This is a genomic window from Haematospirillum sp. H4485 (genome assembly GCF_012102745.1).
Classification (GTDB): Bacteria; Pseudomonadota; Alphaproteobacteria; order Rhodospirillales; family Rhodospirillaceae; genus Haematospirillum.
The window spans coordinates 88,465-108,478 of record NZ_JAAVSY010000002.1 but is presented as its reverse complement, the minus strand read 5'-3'; the positions used below and the strand labels follow the sequence as shown (position 1 = coordinate 108,478).

Below are 20,014 nucleotides of genomic sequence, written 5' to 3'. Positions count from 1 at the left end.
TGTTTTGTATTGCGGGAACCCGGCTGGGCTGTTGCTCAGCCGGGTTTTTCGTGCCCCGGTACAGGGGCAAGGCGCCCTCCGGTCATTGGGCGGGGGCAGCCGGTTGTACCGGGGAAACTTTGCGGCAGCCCCCTGATATGGCGCACGGCCAGAAAGGCAAAAGCCTGTGCTTCCAGGGCATCGCCGTTCCATCCGACAGCTTCAACCGGATCGACGTTCCCAAGGGTTGCCCGCAGCCCGGACATCAGCGCGGGATTGTGGCGTCCTCCCCCGCAGACCAGCCATCGGTCTGGAGGTGTCGGCATCCAGCGCAGTGCCAGGCGGACACTTTCAACGGTGAATGCTGTCAGGGTTGCGGCGCCGTCAGTCGCACCCAGAGAGTTGATATGGCGCATCATGCCCGCAAAATCATCCCGGTCCAGGGACTTGGGGGGTGGCTTGTGGAACCATGGGTCATCCAGCATGGTGGCCAAGGCCTTGTGGTCAACGGTTCCGGCCTTGGCCAGGGCGCCGTCGGTATCAGCTGGAATGCCGGTATGGCGCTGGGCCCAATCGTCGAGCAGGGCATTGCCCGGCCCGGTGTCAAACGCCATCAGGGGCCCATGGGGTGTGATGACCGTGGCATTTGCCACCCCGCCGATATTGAGCACCACCGTTGTATCGGCCACAGATCCCAGCAGGGCCTGATGATAGACCGGCACCAGTGGTGCCCCCTGTCCTCCGGCAGCGACATCGGCACTGCGGAAGTCAAAGGCAACCGGTGTACCGGTCAGGGCTGCCAGTCGCGCACCATCCCCGATCTGCCGGGTTTGTCGTTGCTGGGGCCGGTGCAGGATGGTTTGGCCGTGAAAGCCGATAATCCCGATGTCCTGCGCGCCCAGCCCTGCTTTCTCCAGCAGGGCTGATACGGCCCGGGCGTGTACGTCGGTCAGGGTTTGTTCTGCAAGCCGGACCTGTTCTGTGTTGTCCTTCTCCCCCAGGATCCCGCGCAGTGTATCGCGGAAACCATCCGGCCAAGGTTGGGTCAGGAAAGGGCCAAAAGCGTGGACCCGCTCACCATCCGTTTCGATCAGGGCGGCATCCACACCGTCCAGCGACGTGCCGCTCATCAGTCCCAAGGCGCGGCAGGGCAGGTGAAGCATTGAGGTTCCGGCTCCGTTGTCGTGTCTGGGCAGGTATGCTAAAGCTTGCCCCCTGTCCTGATTTCTACCCCTGTTTTGACTGCTGTACAAAAGGAACCTGTCGATGAATACCGCTGTTTACACCCCCCGCTCTGAATTTCTTCGGGTGGTGAGCGAGCGGGGCTATTTTCACCAGTGTACCGACCTGGCAAACCTTGACAATGCCTTGTGTGCCGGGGTTGTACCGGGTTATATCGGCTTTGACTGCACGGCCGACAGTTTGCACGTTGGTTCCCTGATCCAGATCATGCTTCTGCGCTGGCTTCAGAAGACCGGGCACAAGCCGGTGGTTCTGATGGGCGGCGGTACAACGCGTATCGGTGACCCTTCTGGCAAGGACGAAGCCCGTCGCCTGCTGTCCAATGAGCAGATTACGGCAAACATGGCCGGTATTCGCAAGGTGTTTGCCCGTTATCTGACGTTTGGTGATGCTGCCACCGACGCCATGATGGTGGACAACAATGACTGGCTGTCCGGTATCGATTACATCACGTTTCTGCGTGAGTACGGTGTCCACTTCACTATCAACCGGATGCTGTCCTTTGATTCAGTCCGTTTGCGTCTGGACCGGGAACAGCCGCTGACGTTCCTGGAATTCAACTACATGATCCTTCAGGCGTATGACTTCTGCGAGCTGGCCCGGCGGAAAGGGGTGCGCCTGCAAATGGGGGGATCCGACCAATGGGGCAATATCGTCAACGGGGTGGAACTGACGCGGCGCGTGCAGGGTGGTACAGAGTCGTATCGTGAGGTGTTTGGTCTGACCTCGCCGCTTCTGACAACAGCATCCGGTGCCAAGATGGGGAAATCAGCCAGAGGCGCCGTGTGGCTGAACGAGGAGCGCCTGCCGGCCTATGACTTCTGGCAGTACTGGCGCAACACCGAGGATGCGGACGTCGGGCGTTTCCTGCGCCTGTTTACGGAGTTGCCCCTGGATGAAATTGCACGTCTTGAGTCTTTGCAGGGGGCTGAAATCAACGAAGCCAAGAAGATTCTGGCAGATGCGGTTACAGCTTTGGCCCGTGGTGATGAGGCAGCGGTTGCGGCGCGCCGTACCGCCGAGGAAACGTTTGAACGCGGCCGCGCCGGTGATGATCTGCCATCGGTGTCCCTGGATGGTTCTGCCTTGGATGCGGGCGTTTCTGTGCTTGATGTTCTGGTTGCAACCGGGTTGGCAGCATCCAAGGGCGAGGCCCGGCGTCTGGTGCGTGGTGGGGGTGTTCGCCTTAATGATTCCCGCGTTGGGGACGAAGCCTTTTGTCTGACCCGTACGGATCTGGTGGATGGTATTGTACGTCTTTCGGCCGGTAAAAAGAAGCACGCATTGGTGCGTCTGGGCTGATTGTTGGCCTTTCGGGTGCGGTTGGATTCCGGCTTTCTGGCGGAAACCCAACCGCACGGTTTTGTCCTTCCGGATATTTTGCACTTTTAGGGCTTGATTGTATGCTTTCTTTCCGCTAACGTGTGTACACAGCGCCGATTTGCTTCTCAGCTTGCGGGCGCTTAATAAATGCGGCTAAAGCGAGTGCACGGGAATACCCAAAGCGCCGCAGGCCGCAAGGCTTGGCGGTTTTTTTGTTGCCCGGAGGATCCTGAATGATCCGTCTTGTTGATTTGTGCAAGGTATATCCTGCCCGCAAGGGCACTTTGCCTCATGCTGCCCTGAAGGGCATCACCCTGACCGTAGGGGAAGGGGAGGTCTTTGGTATTATCGGTCGTTCCGGTGCCGGGAAATCAACCTTGTTGCGGACGATCAATGTTCTTGAGCGCCCGACCAGCGGCTTGGTGGAAGTTGATGGCATCGATGTCCTGGCCCTGAGCAAGAGGGAACTTCCCCTGTTTCGTCGTCGGGTCGGGATGGTTTTCCAGCACTTTAATCTGTTGTCCTCGCGCACGGTGTTCCAGAACATCGCTTTGCCACTGGAGCTGGCGGGGGCCTCGCGTGCCGATATAAAGGCGGCGGTGGAGCCGCTCCTGCCTTTGGTCGGACTGGCAGACAAGCGTGACCGTTATCCGTCGGAACTATCCGGTGGACAAAAGCAACGGGTTGGCATTGCGCGGGCCTTGGCCAGCAAGCCCCATGTTCTGCTGTGTGACGAGGTAACCTCGGCTCTTGATCCGGAGACCACACGCCAGATCCTGCGCCTTTTGAAAGATATCAACCGGCGTCTTAACCTGACCATGGTGGTGATCACCCACGAAATGGAGGTGGTACGCCTTTTGTGTGACAAGGTTGCCGTCATGGACCACGGTGAAGTGGTGGAAAGCGGTACGACAGCCGATGTTTTTGCTGACCCCCGTCACCCGGTGACCCGTTTGCTGCTTGCGCATGGTCACGAGGAAGAAGACGGCAATGTGATTCCCCTGGAGAACGGCCATGCCTTCGATTCACGAACTGCTGCTCGATAGTGCCACGATCGGCATCTTGTGGGAGGCAACCCTGCAGACGCTGTACATGGTCTCGGTGTCCCTGTTCCTGAGTGTGCTGCTTGGTGCTCCGCTTGGGGTGCTGTTGGCCACAAGCCGTCGGGGTGAGCTCTTCGAGATGCCTTGGTTCCAGGTTGTGGTTGGGCCGGTTGTCAATGCCGCCCGGTCGGTGCCCTTTATTATTCTGGCCGTCGCCATTATTCCGTTTACACGGCTGGTGGCCGGGACCTCTATCGGGACAACGGCGGCAATTGTTCCGTTAACCGTGGCCGCAGTACCCTTTCTGGCCCGTATTGTCGAGGGGGCTGTGCGCGAGGTAGATGCCGGTCTGGTTGAAGCTGCCCAGGCAATGGGCGCAAGGCCCTTGCAGGTGGTGTTCAAGGTATTGCTCCCCGAAGCCCTGCCGGGTTTGATCCACGGTATTACCCTCGCCTTGGTGGCGATGATTGGGTACTCCGCCATGGTGGGTGCTGTTGGCGGGGGTGGTCTTGGGGATTTGGGAATCCGTTATGGTTATCAGCGCTTCCGTCCGGACGTGATGATTGCCGTGGTGGTGGTCCTGGTGGCTCTGGTGCAGGGGCTCCAGACACTGGGGGACTGGTTGGCCCGCAAGGCTGACAAACGAAATATCCAGTAACGGGATACGCAGATTATAAAGGGGTTCTACAATGCGTTTGTATGGTGTTCTGGCTGCGGCCGCTGTTGTTACAGGTACCCTGATTTCTCTTGCCCAAGCCAAGGAGATCCGTATTGGCGTGACGCCAGGCTCGCACGAACAGGTTGTCGAGAAGGTGGCCGAGCTGATCAAGACGAAAGGGCATACCCTGAAGATTATCACCTTCAGCGACTATATTCTGCCCAACCAGGCTTTGGCCAACGGTGATCTTGATGCCAACAGCTTCCAGCATGTTCCGTATCTGGAACAGCAGAAAAAGGGGCTGGGGGTTGATCTGGCCGTGGCCGGGACAAACTTTGTCGAGCCAATGGGGGTTTACGCGCGCACGGTGCGGTCCCTGTCCGACCTGAAAGAGGGGGCAAAGGTTGCCATCCCCAATGATCCATCCAATGGTGGCCGGGCGTTGCTCCTGCTGGCAGCCAAGGGCGTGATAACCGTCAATCCGTCTGCCGGCATGACGCCCGGTGCGGCGGATGTGACCGGCAATCCGAAAAAACTGAAATTCATAGAACTGGATGCCGCCCAGCTGCCACGTTCCCTGGATGATGTTGATATTGCGGCGATCAACACCAACTATGCCCTGGAGGCGGGCCTCAACCCGCTGAAAGATGCTATTGTGATTGAAGATGCCAGCAGCCCGTATGCCAATATTATTGTCGTCCGGTCAAAGGACAAGGACGAGGGCTGGGTCAAGGATCTGGTGGCGGCCTATCAGGCAGAAGACATTCGTACCTTCATCCGGGATACCTTCAAGGGGGCGATTGTTCCGGCGTTCTGATCCGTTTGTTTCCGCGAAACAGCGCCCCGATGTGGGCGCTGTTTTTTATGGCGCAAGAGCGCAGGCGCTATAACACGGTCGCCCTGTTCGTGTTTTCAGGGGGCAACCTGGTCGCGCAGGCCCTGTAGCCATGACAGTCTCTGTTCTGCCCGCAGTATTTCTTCATCCAGCCAGCGTGTCATGTAGCCGGAATCAGCGGCTGTCGCATCGCGCAGATCAGCCAGTCGGGCCAAGCCTGTTTCCTGTGTTTCCACCAGAAGATCAACCTGTTCACGCTGATCTTCCGGGGGAAGGAGGTGGAGGAAACGGAACTTCAGTGCAGTGACAAGCTTGGACAGATCGCTGGCAGGCCGCAGGGGGGCTGTCATCAGGGTACGGAATGCATTCCGGCCGGCCTCTGTTATGGCAACACGCGCGTTGTCTTCCATGCCCTTTCCATCCAAAGGTTCAATCAGTCCTTCGTAGCGCAGCAGCTCTACTGACGTCCCCATCAGCTCCAGCGATGGACCGGACAGCCGCGTAATAAAAAGTCGTGCAGAGGAGGCCAGATCAGCGTAATGCATGGTACTCTGGTATACAGTTCCCAGAATGCACAAGCGTATGGCTTCGCGCGGGGTCAGGGTTTTGTCGGAAAACATCAGGTACGCTCCGGGAAGGCAGAACCGAACAAGGATACGCTCACTATAGGGCTGTTGTGACCCGGAATCCACATCATTTATGATAATGATAACTAATATCAATAAGGGTGGTGATGGCGTCCCTGTTGCTCCATCTTGTCTTGAGGGGTAAGAAGGACATTCTTTTACAGGCAGGAGTAATACTGTGCGGTCTGTGTGTCGGAAAGTGATGGTTCTGGGGTCCGTATGTTTGCTGGCGGTCTCTGTGGCCGGTTGTACCGGGGCACCATGGGTTGACAGCCGGCGTGAGGCTGGATCCCCCGGCAAGCAGGTTGGGGCTTCGACCATGGATCGCATTGTGATCTGCCACGTTTCGGATGAAGATCCAGCTGTTCTGCAGGACATGGCGGATGCGCAGTGCCGCAGAACCGGTCGGACAGCCCTGTTTTCCCATACATCACACTGGCAATGTTCGGTCGCAACACCGCATCGCAGTTATTACAAGTGCTCCGGCGCAGGCAGTGATCCTGAGCCCGAAGCAGCGGATCCGGATTCCCGGGAATAGAGCTGGTCGTGTATCCAGCTGATGGCGATCACACCGGCCCCGTGGTCATACAGATTGGCATGTTCGCCGTCAGGGAACGTAATTCTTTGCTTGGGGCCGGGGTGTGCTTCCAGAAGTTCCTGGCTGTGCGTGTGGGGCACCGTTTCATCTTTCTCGCCGTGCAGCAGCAGAACCGGTGCCCGTACTTGACCGATACGGCGCAGTGACGTAAAGCGGTCAAGTGCGACAGCCCGGGCCGGAAGCCATGGATAAATTCCTTGGGCGACATCCGGGATACTGGTAAAGGCGGCCTCCAGAATCAGCCCACGAGGCGGATGTTCGGTAGCAAGCCAGGTGGCCACACCGCTTCCCAGCGACTCACCATGATAGAAAAGACGATTTTCACGCACGCCTTCTTCCAGAACATAGTTGCGTGCCGCTACCGCATCGATCCGCAGGCCATCTTCGCTGGGGGAGCCGGGATTTCCGCCAAATCCCCGATAATCCGGTGCCATGACGCCAAAGCCGGCATCCAGATACAGGCGGATCTTGCGGGCTACCCACGCCCGGTTTCCCGAATTGCCGTGAAAGATAATGACAGTCGCTGCCTCTTCCGACGGGGGTGGAGACCACCAGGCCGCAAGAGCCAACCCGTCGGTTGTGCGGAACAGGATTTCACGCATTTCCGGCACATCATTGGCCTTTGGCGGGGCCGGTATTCCTTCCGGCTTATACAGAAGGTGACGCTGGAAGGCGAACATGCCAAAAACAGCCAGAACATAGAGGGCAATACCAATGCCCAGTGTTGCCCCTGCTATGTTGACCAAGTTGTTCATTGTCTATCCGCTGTTGGCCGTGTCGGCGTATCCCTTGATCTTCTGTGCCAGTGATGCTGCCATGAACGGATCAAGATCGCCATCCAGAACACCCTGGGTATCGGATGTTTCAAGGCTGGTCCGCAGGTCCTTGACCATCTGGTAGGGTTGCAGCACGTACGAACGGATCTGATGCCCCCAGCCAATATCTGTCTTGGCGTCCTGCTCGGCCTGGCTTGCCGCTTCGCGTTTCTGGAGTTCCAGCTCGTACAGGCGGGCTTTCAGCATTTTCCAGCAGGCATCGCGGTTCTGGTGCTGCGACCGTTGTGTCTGACAGGCCACGACAACACCTGTTGGTATGTGGGTAATACGCACGGCGGATTCGGTCCTGTTGACGTGCTGTCCACCCGCCCCTGATGCCCGGTAGGTATCGATCCGGCAATCGCTTTCGGCAATCTCGATCTCGATGTTGTCATCAACAACCGGGTAGACCCATACCGACGAGAACGAGGTATGCCGTCTGGCCGAGCTGTCAAACGGTGAAATGCGTACCAGCCGGTGCACGCCACTTTCGGTTTTCAGCCAGCCATAGGCATTGTGCCCCTTGACCTGAAGGGTGACAGACTTGATGCCAGCTTCTTCACCTTCCGATTCCTCGAGAATCTCGACGCTGTAGCCGTGTTTCTCGCACCAGCGGGTATACATGCGCATCAGGATGTTGGCCCAGTCCTGGGCTTCGGTACCGCCGGCCCCCGCATTGATTTCCAGATAGGCGTCATTGGCGTCTGCCTCGCCGGAGAGCAGGCTTTCCAGCTGGCGCTTCTCGGTCTCCGCGTGAACCTGGCGCAGGGCGGCCAGTCCTTCCTCGACGGTTGGCTCATCACCTTCAGACTCGCCAAGTTCAACCAAGGTGCAGGCATCCTCAAACTCCTCTTCCAGCTTGCGAAAGCTGGTCAGGGCTTGTTCCAGGCGGGTGCGTTCCTGCATCACCTTCTGGGCTTCAGCCGGTTTGTCCCACAGGGCCGGGTTTTCAGCCAAGGCGTTCAGTTCATCCAGTCGGAGGTGGGCTGTATCCCAGTCAAAGATGCCTCCTCAGCAGGGCCATTGCCTGCTTGATCTCATCGGCCATCGCCTGTGCTTCAGCGCGCATGGTTTCGTATCTTTCCTGTTCGCTTTTATGTCCGTGTCCGGCATTGCACCTGACGGAGGAGGGTTTTATGGCATCTTGCCCGTGGTATCAACCCTGCGGCATGGGATACCTGCATTCAGTACAGCCCGCCGGCCCGGGGTTGGCCATCCTGGCGGGGCGGGGGGCGTTTTGCACTGTCGGCTGGTTCGCGGTACACATCGGCAGGGCCAAGAAGTGCGTCTTCGTCGGTAATGACGGCATCGTCCTGGCTTTCAACGCTTTCTGCCATGGCTGCCGATCCGTCAACAACGGCGCCGGTGGTAAAGCCCGGGCTGTTGCCGACCTTGAACGCTTCCTGGACGACATCGCTGTCACCGGGCATAGCCAGGCGGCCGCTGCGGTGATCCACCCGGACCAGCTGGATCCCGCGTGGGACCGCGAAGGGGCGTACCGGCTTTCCTTTCAGGGCTTCTTTCATGAAATCGTGGAAGATTGGCAGAGCTGTACTGGCACCTGTTTCCCGCTGCCCCAGTGACTTGGGTTCATCAAACCCGACAAAGGCGCCAACAACCAGATCCGGGGTAAATCCGACGAACCAGGTGTCGTTGCTGTCATTTGTGGTTCCGGTTTTGCCCGCCATGGGAACCCCGAGCGGTGCGAGGCGACGTGCCGTACCATATTGGACCGCACCTTCCAGAATATGCACGATCTGGTACACACTGCGTGGATCTGCAATCTGTTCCCGGTAATCCGGGATTTCCGGCATCGGCTGTCCTGTCCAGAACACATCCCGGCAATCCGGGCATGGGCGTGTGTCATGCCGGTATACTGTTGTGCCGCTGCGATCCTGGATTCGGTCGATCAGGGTTGGTGTGATCCGTTTTCCGCCGTTGGCCAACATGGCATATGCTGTTGTCAAGCGCAGAACCGTGGTTTCCCCGGCACCGAGGGATGAGGCCAGATTGCGCGGGAACTTCCGGTCGATACCGAAAATTTCAGCGGTGTGTGCAACCTTGTCCATGCCGGTGGCCTGGGCCAGGCGGATGGTCATCAGGTTTCTGGACTTCTCCAGCCCGACCCTCAGGGTGGTTGGGCCATAGTATTGGCCGGAGTAGTTTTTAGGTTTCCAGAGCGGCAGGCCCGGGCCCTGGTCGTACACAAAGGGGGCGTCCATGATCAGGGTTGACGGGCTGAATCCCGACTCAAGGGCAGCCAGATAGATAAACGGCTTCAACGCTGATCCCGGCTGGCGCAGGGCTTGTGTGGCGCGATTGAACTCCGACCGTTCGGACGAAAAGCCACCCACCATGGCCAGAACGCGCCCGGTGTGGGGATCCATGGCCACAAGGGCCCCCTCTACCTTGGGGATTTGTTCCAGGCTGTATTCATGTGCCCGGTTGGTTTCCCCAACCAGGATGATATCGCCAACCTTGACGATAGCGCCCGGGCTTTGCGCCCGTGTCCATTTCATGGACTGAAAGGAAACGGTCCCGGTGCTGCCGTCGGCAAAGCCAACCACGACCCGTTCCCGTTCAACCTTCAGAACGGCGGCCAGTCCCCAATGTTCGGGTGTGCCAAGGGGGGGGCGGAATGTGCCCAGAACCTGTTTCCAGGCACCCGGGTCAGCCAGCTCTGCCAGAACACCCCGCCAGCCATGGCGGCGGTCATAGGCAATAAGGCCGTTATGCAGGGCTTTTTCAGCAAGGTGTTGGTAGATAGGGTCCAGTGTTGTCCGGACGGCAAGGCCCCCCTTGTAAAGGGAATTCTCGCCATAGCGGGCGACAATCTGACGGCGGACTTCTTCTGCAAAGAAATCAGCGCTTTGGACATACTCTGTTTCATCGCGGGCCCTGGTTTCTAGGGGGTCTGCCAGTGCTGCGGTGGCTTCTTCCGGGCTGACGTTGCCGTCTTCCAGCATTCTCATGATGACCCAGTTGCGTCGCTCTAGGGCAGCGGCGTGTTTGCGTACCGGGTGATAGTTGTTTGGGGCCTTGGGGACAGCAGCCAGATAGGCGGCTTCGGCAACGGTGAGCTGATCCAGCGTTTTGTTGAAGTAATTCAGGGCTGCTGCTGCTACGCCATAGGAACCGTAGCCAAGATAGATTTCGTTCAGGTACAGCTCCAGAATATGATCCTTGGAGAAGGCCTGCTCGATACGCAGGGCCAGAATGGCTTCCTTGATCTTGCGCTCTATGGAGACCTCGTTGGTCAGCAGAAAGTTCTTGGCGACCTGTTGCGTGATTGTAGAGGCGCCAACCGGGCGTTTGTCGGAACCGAAATTGCGGGCATTGACGATAACCGCGCGGGCCAGGCCTGTCAGATCCAGGCCGTAGTGCTGGTAAAAGTTCTTGTCTTCAGCGGACAGGAAGGCATCGACAACCCGGCGGGGGACGGCGGAGACAGGAACAAAAACCCGTTTCTCGACAGCATATTCAGTAATCAGCCGCCCGTCGCCGGCATAAAGGCGCGTTGTGATCGGTGGCTGGTAGTCAGCCAGCTGCCGATAGTCCGGCAGATCACGTCCAAAGTGCCACATAACGCTGCCAACAACAGCGATCCCGGCGATAATGGACAAAAGCAACAAACTGAAAACAACCACCAGAACCCTGGACATGGGCGGGTATACCTTTGTTTCACGGCGCCGCTGCCGCAGATGCCTATACGTCTGAGAAGCCGAACACTATAGCGGCTGAAGGTCACGCCAGCTACCGAAGTTTGGTGTCTGTTTCATGGCAGAGAGGCTTTTTGGGTGGCCGAGAAATAACGGTCTATGGCGCGGACCATGGCTGATGCCAGTTTCTTGCGATAGCCCCGGGTTCGCAGCAGGCGTTCTTCATCACGGTTTGTCAGATAGCCCATTTCCATCAGGAATGACGGAATATCAGGTGCTTTCAGGACAGCAAATCCGGCAAAACGGTGTGACCGCGGCAGCAGTGTGACGTCGCGCCGCAGTTCGGCAATCACAATTTCAGCCAGCCGGGATGACAGGTTCATGGTCTCCCTCTGGGCCAGGTCAATCAGGATGTTGGTGACTTCCTTGCTCTCGTGGCTCAGGTCGATTCCGGCAATAATGTCCGCCTTGTTTTCCGATGTGGCAAGGGCGGCAGCCTCGGCGTCAGAGGCATTGTCCGACAGGGTATAGACGGAAAGGCCCCGTATCGATGGTTTGGCACCGGCATCGGCGTGTATGGAAATAAACAGGTCGGCCCGATGCGTGCGGGCAATGGCCACGCGCTCCCTTAGTTGAAGGAAGATATCCCGGTCCCGTGTCAGGTGTACCGTGTACCGGCCCGTTTTATCCAGGGCAGCTTTGAGTTCCCGCGCTGTGGACAGGGTCAGGTTTTTCTCGAAAATACCGGATACCCCGGTGGCGCCGGGATCAATGCCTCCATGGCCCGGGTCAAGGACAATCACAGGCTTGGCCGGAGAGGGTACGGCCTTTCGCTTTTCCGGTGTCATCGGCTGGCGGGGTGGAGCGTTGTCGGCTTGTGTTGTTGCCGGCTCCGTATCCTGTGGGCCATGTTTGGGGCGAAATGTGCCGGTCCGGTTTCTTGGTCCGGCAGAGCGCTGGAACATAGCTGCGTCAACGGGTGCCAGATCCACCACCAGACGCCAGCTGGTTTGTTCCCCCGGGGGGAGAACAAACATATTCTTCACGGCAGCAGGTTCTGCCAGATCCAGGACAATACGCGAGTTGCCGGGCTGGAACAGGCCATAGCGCATTGCCTTGACCAGAAGGCCCGGTTTCCCCGGAACAGTGGGTTGTTCGAACTGCCAGTCAATTTCCGGAAGATCGATGATGATCCGTGCCGGGTTCGTCAGGGAGAAGGCACTGAACGGGACGTCGCCGGTTACATCGATCACAACACGGGTAAACGTTCCATGGTTGCCCAGGCGTACATTCCGTGCGCCAACCGCTTCCGCCCCGTGGCTGGAGAACAGGACGACCCCGGCCAGCCCGGCTGCACCAGCCAGGATAGCCCGCCGTGACAGGCAGGGATATTCCAGTCCATCCCGGGCGGGGGCAAAAGCGACAAGTGTATTTCTGGAAGGAGTCTTGGGCGTGTCCATGGTATCCGGTATCGAGGAAATGTCAGCCAGGGCAGGGTGTATCAGTATCAGGCGGTGGCGTGCAGGTGTTCTGTGGTGGCCCCAATCATCCTTGGGTAGCGTTTTGTCCCGTTTCACTGCTCCGGGACGATATTGGCGTATGGCATCCAGTGCGGATCATATGGCGCTATTTCGCAAGTTTGACAAGTTTCTCCACGTGCTAGCCTTCTTGCAACAGCAAAGCTGCGGCGTATCTGCAAGATCCGGACGGGTGCCGAAGGGATGTGATAGCGGGGTATTGCTGAACAAAATGTTGTACCCGGGGGCACGGACCGTTATTGTCATCGGTGATGGGTTACCGTTGCCAGACAGGCGTTGGACAGTTTTCCTGCCATATTACTCCCTTACCTCCTCACAAGCCCTGCGTTGCTGGATTCTCGGGAGGGGGCGGGGGTAGCGTCTGAACAGGCTGTGTGGCGTGTGTGCTTTACCAACGGACGCGGCCGGTCAAGCCGGTTCAGAGAAGGTTCGTGGTGAAGGGGGAGTATCGCACCGCAGCAATCCGGCAGGCTGGTTAACCCAAGGTAAACGGTATTAACCACAAAGATTCGAGGCTTTTGTGCAGCCCCACGTCGCCATGGATGTAACACAGTTTTCTTTTTCGCTCCGCAGTCGGCAAGCCGGCGCGGTGCGTGGTGGCTGTGTCCTTGGTGACATGATGCGTGGCGCCGGAAGCCTTGTCGGCACGATTTCCCAAAGGCTGCCCCAAGTTCGGGGTATGCCGGCGGTGACACGGAGTTTCAGGGCTTATGGCCAAGCGCATGTTGATCGATACGACCCACCCGGAAGAAACACGGGTTGTGGTTTTGAATGGGACACGGCTCGAACAGTTTGATGTCGAGACCTCAACAAAGAAACAAATAAAAGGGAACATATACTTAGCAAAAGTTATTCGTGTAGAGCCATCCCTCCAGGCTGCTTTTGTTGAATATGGCGGCGGGCGTCATGGTTTCTTGGCTTTCAGTGAAATCCATCCGGACTATTACCAAATTCCGGTTGCTGACCGTCAGGCTCTGTTGGCTGAAGAGGCTGCCCGTGCAGCGGAAGAAGCCGAACGCGAAAACGTTGCCGCAGAGCAGGAAGAGGTTGAGGGAGCCGTCGATGAAGGCGGCGATGTGCAGGCCTATCGTTCCCGCCGTCCATCCCTGTTGCAGTCCTATAAAATTCAGGAAGTGGTCAAGCGCCGCCAGATTATGCTGGTGCAGGTAGTCAAGGAAGAGCGGGGCAACAAGGGGGCCGCGCTGACAACCTACCTGTCTTTGGCCGGGCGTTACTGTGTGTTGATGCCCAATACGGCTCGTGGGGGCGGTGTTTCCCGCAAGATTACAAACGCCGCTGACCGCAAGCGGTTGAAGGAAATCATGAGCGATCTGGATGTTCCGTCCCAGATGGCAGTGATTTTGCGTACAGCCGGTCAGGAACGGTCCCGCGCCGAAATCAAGCGTGACTACGAATATCTTATCCGAACTTGGGTCCAGATACGGGATATCACCATGCAGTCCTGTGCCCCGGCCTTGGTGCATGAGGAAGGTAATCTGATCAAGCGCGCCATTCGTGATATCTATTCTACCGATATAGATGAAGTGCTGGTGGAAGGTGAGGACGGATACCGCGTTGCAAAGGATTTCATGAAAATCCTGACTCCCAGCCATGCGCGCCGTGTTCAGCCTTACCGCGATCCGTCCATGCCGTTGTTTCACCGTTTCCAGGTGGACAGTCAGCTGGATGCCATGCACAACCCGACGGTGCAGTTGAAGTCTGGCGGGTATGTTGTCATCAACCAGACAGAGGCACTGGTTGCCATCGATGTCAATTCCGGGCGTGCCACCAGGGAACGTCACATCGAGGAAACGGCACTGAAGACGAACCTGGAAGCGGCCGAGGAAGTGGCCCGTCAGTTGCGTCTGCGGGATCTGGCCGGTCTGGTGGTCATTGACTTTATCGATATGGAAGAGCCCCGCAACAATGCGGCGGTAGAGCGGCGTCTGAAAGAAGCCCTGCGGTTGGACCGTGCCCGTATTCAGGTGGGCCGGATCAGTATGTTTGGTCTTCTGGAGCTTTCACGCCAGCGTTTGCGTCCATCCCTTATGGAAACAAGTTTTCAGCCCTGTCCCCGTTGCGCCGGTACGGGCATGGTGCGTTCTGTTGAAAGTGCGGCGGTTCATATTCTGCGGGTGATCGAGGAAGAGGGTGTGCGCCGTCGTGCTTCCGAGGTTGTGGTTCATGTTGCAACGCCGGTTGCCTTGTATGTGTTGAACAACAAGCGTGCGGCCCTGACCGAGATTGAACAGCGTTATGCCCTGACGGCCTTCCTGAAGGGTGATGACAGCTTGATTCCACCAGAGTGTCGGATCGAGCGGCTGAAGCCTGCTATATCGCTTCCCGCTGCCGGTGTTCGTTCTATACCGATTTCTGTTCAGCCCGATCTGGATGAGGAAGAGGACGATCTGCCCGTTTCCGGTGACGAGGTGCTTGCTGAAGTTCCAGTCGCCGCTGTGGGTGAGCCTGTCTCTGTCGTTGTCTCCCAAGGCGGGGAACCGGGTGAGGGAGAAGGGGGGGATCCTCGCAAGCGGCGCAAGCGGCGTCGGCGTCGGCGTCGTGACGGAGCTGTGATGCCTGTGGAGCCGTCAGGCAGTGATCTTACCGTGTCCGGTGATATGGGTGTTGATGATGCGGTTGTCGCGGTTGATGGCGATGACTCTTCTGATGAGGCTCAGGGTATCGCCGTCACGGCTGATGCGTCTGATGATGACGGGGGTGATGCCAAGCGCCGTCGCCGTTCCCGGCGTGGTGGCCGTCGTCGGCGGCGGCCTACAGAACAGGGTGGTGATGTGGTGGGCTTGGCCTTGGCGGATCATGGTGACCCGGAGGTGGCGCTGCCCGTGAGCGGTGATGCTGTCACGGCAACTCCGCCGTCTGATGGCATTGCCGGCGAGACTGTTACACGGCCCCCACCGCGCCGTGTAAGGCGGGTTCGTCGGAACGAAGATCCCGGTCAACCCGATCCTGTTGTTGATAACCTGTCCTTGATGGCGGCGGTAAATGCTGTGGCCGGGGCTGGGGATGCTGTGGCTGTTCTGGACCGGGTCGATATCGTTGCTCCTGCCGCTGTTGTGGCGGATGTGGTTGAGCATTCCGGGGGGGAAGAGGCGGTGCCAGCGAAAAAACCTGCTCGCAAGCGGACGTCCCGTTCCCGTGCAGCAGTCGCTGTTGAAGCAGATCTGGTTGTTGCGGAAGCGGCTGATCCGAAACCCAAGAAGCGTCGTGTTTCCCGAAAGGCTGCGACCCCTGTGGCCGATGCTGATGGGGCGTCAGCCAAGGAGACCAGCGTGAAGGTTGATGAGCATCAGTCGCTTCCTTCAACAGAGCCACAGCAGCTTGCCATGGCAGCTGCTGGGGAGTCCGATGCTGCCGCTGCTCCCCGTCGGGGCTGGTGGAAGCGGTAGGCCGCGTTTCACAAGGTGCTTATGTGCAAAACCCCGCCAGATCATGGCGGGGTTTTTGTTGGGCTATTTCTTGCGTTGCGCAGGAAGGCTATAAGACTTTCAGATATCCTGCTCCCACGGAGCGTTCCGTGCGATCCAGCCGCCACCGGCCATACGTTCCCCGATATAGAAAACGCACGCCTGACCGGGGGATACTCCATCAGCGGGGTTATCCAGAACGACTTCTGCCCATCCACCTGGGCGCCCGTATACTGTGGCAGGAACGGGATGGAAGCTGTTGCGCACCTTGATGCTGACAGCAGCCCCCTCGGTGGGCAAGGTTCCCTTGTCGGGCATCCAATTGACATGCCGCAGGGCAAAGCGATCCCTGCCCAGTGCTGAACGTGGGCCGACAATGACGCGTCTGGACGTTGGTTCCACGCGTATAACATACAGCCGCTCTGCCGTCCCGCCGATATCCAGTCCACGGCGTTGACCGACCGTGAAGTGAATAATGCCTTCATGCTGTCCCAGTACGGTGCCGTCTATGTGAACAATGTCACCCGGCATGGTAGATTCCGGTCTGAGTTCCTGCACCACGCGGGCGTAGTTGCCATCGGGGACGAAGCAGATATCCTGGCTGTCCGGCTTTTCGGAAACAGCCAGCCCGTGCCTGCGGGCAATGGCGCGGGTTTGATCCTTGTCCAAGGCACCCAGGGGAAAGCGCAGATACGACAGCTGTTCGTTCGTTGTGGCAAACAGGAAATAGCTCTGATCCCGCCCGTGGTCGGCACCGCGCCACAGCTCTGGCCCTTGCGGGGTTGGTATCCGGCGGACATAGTGCCCGGTCACTAGGGCTGCGGCATCCAGATCCCGAGCGGCCTGAACCAGATCCCGGAATTTGACTGTCTGGTTGCACAACACGCAGGGAACAGGCGTTTCGCCGGCAATATAGGAATCGGCAAAGGCGGACATGACGTCTTTCATGAACGTCGCTTCGTAATCCACCACGTAGTGGGGGATACCCAGATGGTCTGCCGTCCGCCGCGCATCATAGATATCCTGACCGGCGCAACAGGTCTTGGTGCGTCCGACCGTTATGCCTGCATCGTAAAGCTGCATGGTCATCCCGATGACCTGGTAACCGGCATCCTTCAGGATGGCTGCGGCCACCGCGCTGTCAACGCCGCCAGACATGGCAACAACAACCCGTGTATCAGCCGGGTTGCCGGGAATATCCAGATCAATCAGGGCGTGGGACATCATCTGCATAGCAAAAACGGTATCCGAGGGGGTTTCCGGCGAACGTGTTCTGTTCCGGGTGTGTTGTGCGGGGGCGTCAGCTTCCCGCTGTCCCACGGCTTCCTGCCGGCAGGTGCACGGTCAGGCCATCCAGTTCCGGCTTCATGATAATCTGACATCCGAGCCGGCTGGTCTTTGTCAGCCCGAAGGCGAGGTCCAGCATGTCTTCCTCATCCTCTGCCGGTGGCTCCAGGCGGTCGAACCAGTCCGGAGCAATGACGACATGGCAGGTGGAGCATGCCAAGGATCCTTCGCACGCGCCTTCCAGATCAACGTCGTTGCGATGGGCAATTTCCAGTACAGACAGGCCTTCCGGGGCTTCGACCTCGAGTCGGGTTCCATCAGGGCTGAGGAAGGTCATCTTCGGCATGCCGACAGCTCTCCATGATAACAGATTATGGTTACACGTGCGGGAATGGATAGCTCCTGTCCTGCGTTGGGGCAAGGCATTTTACAGGAAACAGGCGGTTGGTCCCTGCTGTCCTACGCAGCAGCCCGCGCCAAGGGAGACCAAGCTGTCAGGAAGGCTTCAATATCTGACTTCTGGCTGTTCCAGCCCAAGCTGATGCGGATCGTGTCACGGGCTTGCGACTCGCTTGCCCCCATGGCGGCCAGAACAGGGCTGGGTGCTGTTTTCCCGGACGAGCACGCCGATCCGGCAGATACGGCAATGCCGGCAAGATCCAGGGCCATGATCTGACGCTGCTGGTTGACCCCCTTCAGTTCAACGCAGGTTGTATTGGGAAGGCGGTTTTCCGCATGGCCCCAGATTCTGGCCCCGGGAGCCAGGGAGACGATCCGGCTTTCCAGGGTGTTACGGAGATGGAGGATTTGTTCCCGTTCGGCCTGCCCCTGGTTCAGGACAGCCTCGGCGGCTGCGCCCAGCCCGGCAATACCCGGAGTATTGGGGGTCCCGCCGCGTTTTCCGCGTTCCTGTCCTCCTCCAGTGAAAAGCGGGACAAGCTGCTCCGGTGTGCGGGTAATCAGGGCACCAATGCCTTGGGGGCCACCCCATTTGTGGCCACTCAGAGCCAGTGCGTCCACGCCCAGGCTCTGGAAATCAACGGGTATCTTTCCAACAGCCTGTACGGCATCGCAAACAACCTTGGCGCCGGCAGCATGAGCAATCCGTACAACATCGCGGATAGGCTGGATCACACCAGTTTCATTGTTTGCAAGCATAACCGCCACAAGCGCTGGGGCAGGAACGGTCCGTAGCAGGTTTTCAAGATGCTCCAGATCAACAATGCCGCCCTGCGTTACGGCAATATCCTTGGCTTCTGGTGTGGCAACCCGTACGCAGGGATGCTCTATGGACGATATAAGCCGGGGACCGGGCGGGTATCCTTGCAGGGCAAGGACCAAGGCTTCCGTCCCGCCGGATGTAAAGATGACCTGGGACGGAACAGCGCCGACCAGTTGTGCAACGGTTTCCCGTGCATCTTCTGCAATGGCCCTGGCTTTGCGCCCTGGGTTGTGCACAGAGGACGGGTTTCCGGTCATGTGCAGGGTGCGTACCACGGCATCAATCGCCTGGGGTCTGACCGGTGCCGTTGCGTTGTAGTCCAGATAAACGGTTCGCGTGTTCATTTTTCAGGCAGGTTGTGTTGTTTTTGCTCGTCAGGTTCCAGCGGTGGTGGCCACCACCGGCAGAGGTCCGCTTGTCCCCAGAATCGTACGTTTGACTACTTGCTCCAGGGAAACAGAGCTGAGGTAAAGGTAAATCTGGTTGCCCAGCTCTTCCCACAGGTCATGGGTCAGGCAGCGTCCACGGTTGTTGTGACAGCCAGCGGGACTGCCCGGCGTGCAGCGTGTGGCCTGAATAGGTTCATCCACGGCAAGGATGATATCGGAAATGCGCGTTTGCCCGGCTGTGCGGGCAAGAAGGTAGCCGCCGCCCGGTCCCCGAACACTTTTGACCAGGCCGCCTTTGCGGAGCCGCCCGAACAACTGCTCCAGATAGGACAGTGAAATTTCCTGGCGTACGGCGATATCAGCCAAGGAAACAGGCTTCCCTTCGGGTTGGCTGGCCAGATCAGCCATCGCCATAACCGCATAGCGTCCTTTGGTGCTCAGTCTCACGGTTTTCGGCTCCCGCTCTTAAATGCCTGAAGCGGCTTTGCCGTCTTCGGTATTATCATCACCCGGGGTCCGGTCCGGTCCGGGTTGGGCAAACGGAGTGGGGATAACAACGGCCGTATGACTGGTCTCCGGCTGGGCGGATGCCGCTGAGCCTTTCTGTTTCTCCAGCGTGTCAATCCGGTCAGACAGGGTGCGTACCTGTTCGCACAGTGTTGTTATAGCCCGCTCGAGTGGGTCAGGCATATCCCGTTCAGGGATACCATAGGCACAGAATTCAGCCTCGTGCTTCGCACGGGGAACAACCTGTCGGGCCGGGATGCCCACCACAGTCGCATTGGCAGGAACATCGGCAAGGACCACCGCATTAGCCCCGATCCGGGCACCGTCGCCGACGGTGATCGGTCCCAGAACTTGTGCCCCCGACCCGACGATAACCCCCTTGCCAAGGGTGGGGTGACGCTTGCCCTTGGCAAGAGATGTACCGCCCAGGGTCACGCCTTGGTACAGGGTCACGTCATCGCCGATTTCAGCGGTTTCTCCAATGACCACGCCGGTTGCGTGATCGATGAAAACGCGACGCCCGATGGTCGCGCCGGGGTGAATTTCAACGCCTGTCACCATTTTCGCAAGATGGGAAATCACGCGTGCCAGCAGGCGCAGGTTTGTTTTCCAGAGTCGATGTGCCAGACGATAGGCGATGATGGCGTGAACGCCCGGGTAAACCAAGACCACTTCCAGCCGGCTGCGTGCTGCCGGATCGTGGGCCAGGATCGTATCTATGTCTTCTTTCAGGCGACTGAAAATCATTGCGCTGTCCTGATGTCTGGGAGATCCCGATTTTTCGAGTTGGCCCCGGCTTCCCAAGCCTGTGTAAAGGCCTTTTATTTTTTATGGCGAATCTAGGATAGTTGACAAGAAAGATCAAGTA

At 58.4% G+C, this 20,014-nt stretch carries 16 protein-coding genes and 1 pseudogene; 6 read left to right on the top strand and 11 right to left on the bottom strand.

Going from position 1 to position 20,014, the window contains the following annotated elements; genetic code table 11:
- Nucleotides 1-35: 35 nt before the first annotated feature.
- On the bottom strand, nt 36-1,142 hold the full coding sequence (locus tag HEQ61_RS03070) for an anhydro-N-acetylmuramic acid kinase (RefSeq protein ID WP_168019679.1): 1,107 nt from the start codon (nt 1,140-1,142) through the stop codon (nt 36-38).
- A 103-nt stretch (nt 1,143-1,245) separates the two neighbouring features.
- Here HEQ61_RS03070 and tyrS point away from each other — a divergent pair, with 103 nt between their 5' ends.
- The 4 genes and pseudogenes from tyrS (at nt 1,246) to HEQ61_RS03050 (ending at nt 5,062) form a co-directional block, all read left to right on the top strand.
- Nucleotides 1,246-2,523: a tyrosine--tRNA ligase gene (tyrS, locus tag HEQ61_RS03065; RefSeq protein ID WP_168019677.1), complete on the top strand. Its 1,278-nt coding sequence runs from the start codon at nt 1,246-1,248 to the stop codon at nt 2,521-2,523.
- Between the two features lie 254 nt (nt 2,524-2,777).
- A pseudogene (locus HEQ61_RS03060) lies at nt 2,778-3,497 on the top strand (methionine ABC transporter ATP-binding protein); the annotation flags it as partial.
- Nucleotides 3,498-3,558: 61 nt separating this feature from the next.
- Entirely contained in the window at nt 3,559-4,245 is a 687-nt protein-coding gene (locus HEQ61_RS03055; RefSeq protein WP_066134819.1) for a methionine ABC transporter permease, read from the top strand.
- Between the two features lie 31 nt (nt 4,246-4,276).
- Nucleotides 4,277-5,062, top strand: coding sequence for a MetQ/NlpA family ABC transporter substrate-binding protein (locus HEQ61_RS03050; RefSeq protein WP_168019675.1), 786 nt, complete (start codon nt 4,277-4,279; stop codon nt 5,060-5,062).
- Between the two features lie 95 nt (nt 5,063-5,157).
- Here HEQ61_RS03050 and HEQ61_RS03045 read toward each other — a convergent pair whose 3' ends face one another.
- Nucleotides 5,158-5,700 (bottom strand): hypothetical protein, encoded by a 543-nt coding sequence (locus HEQ61_RS03045; RefSeq protein ID WP_168019673.1) that lies wholly within the window; start codon nt 5,698-5,700, stop codon nt 5,158-5,160.
- Nucleotides 5,701-5,884: 184 nt separating this feature from the next.
- On the opposite strand from HEQ61_RS03045, the gene HEQ61_RS03040 reads away from it, so the two are divergent.
- A complete protein-coding gene (locus HEQ61_RS03040) occupies nt 5,885-6,244 on the top strand; it encodes a hypothetical protein (RefSeq protein ID WP_168019671.1) in 360 nt (119 codons plus the stop codon).
- On the opposite strand, the gene HEQ61_RS03035 is transcribed toward HEQ61_RS03040, so the two are convergent.
- The 4 genes from HEQ61_RS03035 to HEQ61_RS03020 all read right to left on the bottom strand — a co-directional run bounded on the left by HEQ61_RS03035 (nt 6,178) and on the right by HEQ61_RS03020 (nt 12,355).
- Nucleotides 6,178-7,059: an alpha/beta hydrolase gene (locus HEQ61_RS03035; protein WP_168019669.1), complete on the bottom strand. Its 882-nt coding sequence runs from the start codon at nt 7,057-7,059 to the stop codon at nt 6,178-6,180. The genes HEQ61_RS03040 and HEQ61_RS03035 overlap by 67 nt on opposite strands.
- A 3-nt stretch (nt 7,060-7,062) precedes the next feature.
- A protein-coding gene (prfB, locus tag HEQ61_RS03030; protein ID WP_168019667.1) for a peptide chain release factor 2 occupies nt 7,063-8,188 on the bottom strand; the annotation gives its coding sequence in 2 pieces (ribosomal slippage) (nt 7,063-8,118 and nt 8,120-8,188; 1,125 coding nt in all).
- Between the two features lie 115 nt (nt 8,189-8,303).
- Nucleotides 8,304-10,781, bottom strand: coding sequence for a penicillin-binding protein 1A (locus tag HEQ61_RS03025; RefSeq protein ID WP_168019665.1), 2,478 nt, complete (start codon nt 10,779-10,781; stop codon nt 8,304-8,306).
- Nucleotides 10,782-10,894: 113 nt separating this feature from the next.
- Entirely contained in the window at nt 10,895-12,355 is a 1,461-nt protein-coding gene (locus tag HEQ61_RS03020) for an N-acetylmuramoyl-L-alanine amidase (RefSeq protein ID WP_322099175.1), read from the bottom strand.
- A 671-nt stretch (nt 12,356-13,026) separates the two neighbouring features.
- Between HEQ61_RS03020 and HEQ61_RS03015 the strand changes: the two genes are divergently transcribed.
- Complete coding sequence (locus tag HEQ61_RS03015; RefSeq protein ID WP_168019663.1) at nt 13,027-15,723, top strand: Rne/Rng family ribonuclease; 2,697 nt, start codon at nt 13,027-13,029, stop codon at nt 15,721-15,723.
- 99 nt (nt 15,724-15,822) lie between these two features.
- Here HEQ61_RS03015 and mnmA read toward each other — a convergent pair whose 3' ends face one another.
- The 5 genes from mnmA to cysE all read right to left on the bottom strand — a co-directional run bounded on the left by mnmA (nt 15,823) and on the right by cysE (nt 19,893).
- Entirely contained in the window at nt 15,823-16,968 is a 1,146-nt protein-coding gene (gene mnmA / locus HEQ61_RS03010) for a tRNA 2-thiouridine(34) synthase MnmA (RefSeq protein ID WP_209315633.1), read from the bottom strand.
- A 73-nt stretch (nt 16,969-17,041) separates the two neighbouring features.
- Nucleotides 17,042-17,374 carry a ferredoxin family 2Fe-2S iron-sulfur cluster binding protein gene (locus tag HEQ61_RS03005; protein WP_168019661.1) on the bottom strand — a complete coding sequence of 111 codons (333 nt, stop codon included), beginning with the start codon at nt 17,372-17,374 and terminating at the stop codon, nt 17,042-17,044.
- Between the two features lie 113 nt (nt 17,375-17,487).
- Nucleotides 17,488-18,594: a cysteine desulfurase family protein gene (locus HEQ61_RS03000; RefSeq protein WP_168019659.1), complete on the bottom strand. Its 1,107-nt coding sequence runs from the start codon at nt 18,592-18,594 to the stop codon at nt 17,488-17,490.
- A gap of 30 nt (nt 18,595-18,624) precedes the next feature.
- Nucleotides 18,625-19,086 (bottom strand): Rrf2 family transcriptional regulator, encoded by a 462-nt coding sequence (locus HEQ61_RS02995; RefSeq protein ID WP_168019657.1) that lies wholly within the window; start codon nt 19,084-19,086, stop codon nt 18,625-18,627.
- A gap of 18 nt (nt 19,087-19,104) precedes the next feature.
- On the bottom strand, nt 19,105-19,893 hold the full coding sequence (gene cysE, locus HEQ61_RS02990; protein WP_168019655.1) for a serine O-acetyltransferase: 789 nt from the start codon (nt 19,891-19,893) through the stop codon (nt 19,105-19,107).
- Nucleotides 19,894-20,014 lie beyond the last annotated feature (121 nt).

What these genes read in the sequence shown, in the direction of transcription:
- HEQ61_RS03070 (WP_168019679.1), bottom strand. Translation starts at nt 1,142, where the DNA reads ATGCTTCACCTGCCCTGCCGCGCCTTGGGACTGATGAGCGGCACGTCG.
- tyrS (WP_168019677.1), top strand. Translation starts at nt 1,246, where the DNA reads ATGAATACCGCTGTTTACACCCCCCGCTCTGAATTTCTTCGGGTGGTG.
- HEQ61_RS03055 (WP_066134819.1), top strand. Translation starts at nt 3,559, where the DNA reads ATGCCTTCGATTCACGAACTGCTGCTCGATAGTGCCACGATCGGCATC.
- HEQ61_RS03050 (WP_168019675.1), top strand. Translation starts at nt 4,277, where the DNA reads ATGCGTTTGTATGGTGTTCTGGCTGCGGCCGCTGTTGTTACAGGTACC.
- HEQ61_RS03045 (WP_168019673.1), bottom strand. Translation starts at nt 5,700, where the DNA reads ATGTTTTCCGACAAAACCCTGACCCCGCGCGAAGCCATACGCTTGTGC.
- HEQ61_RS03035 (WP_168019669.1), bottom strand. Translation starts at nt 7,059, where the DNA reads ATGAACAACTTGGTCAACATAGCAGGGGCAACACTGGGCATTGGTATT.
- HEQ61_RS03025 (WP_168019665.1), bottom strand. Translation starts at nt 10,781, where the DNA reads ATGTCCAGGGTTCTGGTGGTTGTTTTCAGTTTGTTGCTTTTGTCCATT.
- HEQ61_RS03015 (WP_168019663.1), top strand. Translation starts at nt 13,027, where the DNA reads ATGGCCAAGCGCATGTTGATCGATACGACCCACCCGGAAGAAACACGG.
- mnmA (WP_209315633.1), bottom strand. Translation starts at nt 16,968, where the DNA reads ATGATGTCCCACGCCCTGATTGATCTGGATATTCCCGGCAACCCGGCT.
- HEQ61_RS03005 (WP_168019661.1), bottom strand. Translation starts at nt 17,374, where the DNA reads ATGCCGAAGATGACCTTCCTCAGCCCTGATGGAACCCGACTCGAGGTC.
- HEQ61_RS03000 (WP_168019659.1), bottom strand. Translation starts at nt 18,594, where the DNA reads ATGAACACGCGAACCGTTTATCTGGACTACAACGCAACGGCACCGGTC.
- cysE (WP_168019655.1), bottom strand. Translation starts at nt 19,893, where the DNA reads ATGATTTTCAGTCGCCTGAAAGAAGACATAGATACGATCCTGGCCCAC.